The organism is Mesorhizobium sp. P5_C1 (assembly GCF_054049815.1).
This window is the reverse complement of record NZ_JBFULQ010000992.1, coordinates 1-1,258: the sequence shown is the minus strand read 5'-3', so window position 1 is coordinate 1,258 and position 1,258 is coordinate 1. Positions and strand designations below refer to the sequence as shown.

Genomic DNA, 1,258 nt, shown 5'->3' with positions numbered 1-1,258 from the left:
GATAGAAGGGCAGCCAGGGCAGATCGAAGAAGGCTGTCGGGCCCGATCCCGAAATGAAGCTGCGTATCTGGTCGAGATCGCCGATCGGCTGAAGGCGTGTGCCTTCCTGACCGGACCTGAGAGGGAGCGAGACCGAGAGAGCGAAGACAGCCGGTTGCAGGCTGGTGTCGAAACGCCTGCCGATCCGGGCAAGCAGCCTGAGCCGCAGGAGATCAAGCAGACCATAGGCGATGTAAAGTCCCGCCATGGCGATCGAGAGCACTGTCAGGGTCGGAATGCTGTGCGAAGGCAGGACACGGTCATAGACCTGAAGCATGTAGAGCGAGCCGGTCAGGCCAAGCAGGTTGATCATTCCCGAGAACACGGCAACGCAAGCCAGTGCCGCAGCGCACGACCTTAGCGCACGGCTGGGCGCGGACAATCCCGCTGGGGCAGGCCGGGTGCCGCCGCGGTTCTGTATCTGAATTGCCACATGCCCCCGCTTAACGTTCAGGCTACGACGAAATCGGCGTTGGTCAGCGCCAGGTTTGCGGCAAGCGTGGCGAAATGGGTGGAACCACCCGCCGCACTGCCGTTGCTGTCATAGATGAGCCAGCCGGTATCCGTCTCATAGATGATATGATCGTTGCCGTCACCCGCAAGGCCGGTGGTGTTCTTAACGAACTGTTCCGCCGTCAGCGTGCCGTTGCCGCCAAGCGCTGCAAAGATCGCATTGTCGACCTGGATTGTGTCGTCGACCACTGAGAAGTCGGTGATGCGGTCGACATTGGCAGAAGCGTTCAGCGCCGTGGTGAAGACGAAGGTGTCATGACCGGTGCTGCCGGACAGCGTGTCGTTGCCGAGCAGGCCGTTGATGATGTTGTTGCCCGAATTGCCGGTGATGATGTTGGCAGTCGAGTTGCCTGTGCCATTGATGGAAGCCGCGCTGCGCAACGCCAGGTTCTCCAGCTCCTGGCCGGAAAGATTGAACGAGACATAGGCCTGCACATTGTCGGTGCCACCGCCGTTGGCCTCGATGACATGGTCTCCGGCATTGTCGACATAGTAGGTGTCGTTGCCTTGAGCGCCACTCATGGTGTCGGCGCCGGCAAGGCCGTTGATGACGTTGTTGCCACTGTTGCCGGTGATGATGTTGGCAGCGGAATTGCCGGTGCCGTTGATCGAGGCCGCGCCGCGCAGCGCCAAGTTCTCCAGCGCCTGTCCCGATAGGTTGAAGCTGACATAGGCCTGCACATTGTCGGTGCCCCCGCCATTGGCC

The 1,258-nt window shown here is 61.0% G+C and carries 1 protein-coding gene and 1 pseudogene; both read right to left on the bottom strand.

Features of this window, described 5'->3' with window-relative positions; genetic code table 11:
• Nucleotides 1–352, bottom strand: a pseudogene (locus tag ACXJ7R_RS33300) (type I secretion system permease/ATPase); the annotation flags it as partial.
• Nucleotides 353–489: 137 nt separating this feature from the next.
• Nucleotides 490–1,258: calcium-binding protein (locus tag ACXJ7R_RS33295; RefSeq protein ID WP_457155504.1), on the bottom strand; the 769-nt coding region annotated here is incomplete at its 5' end.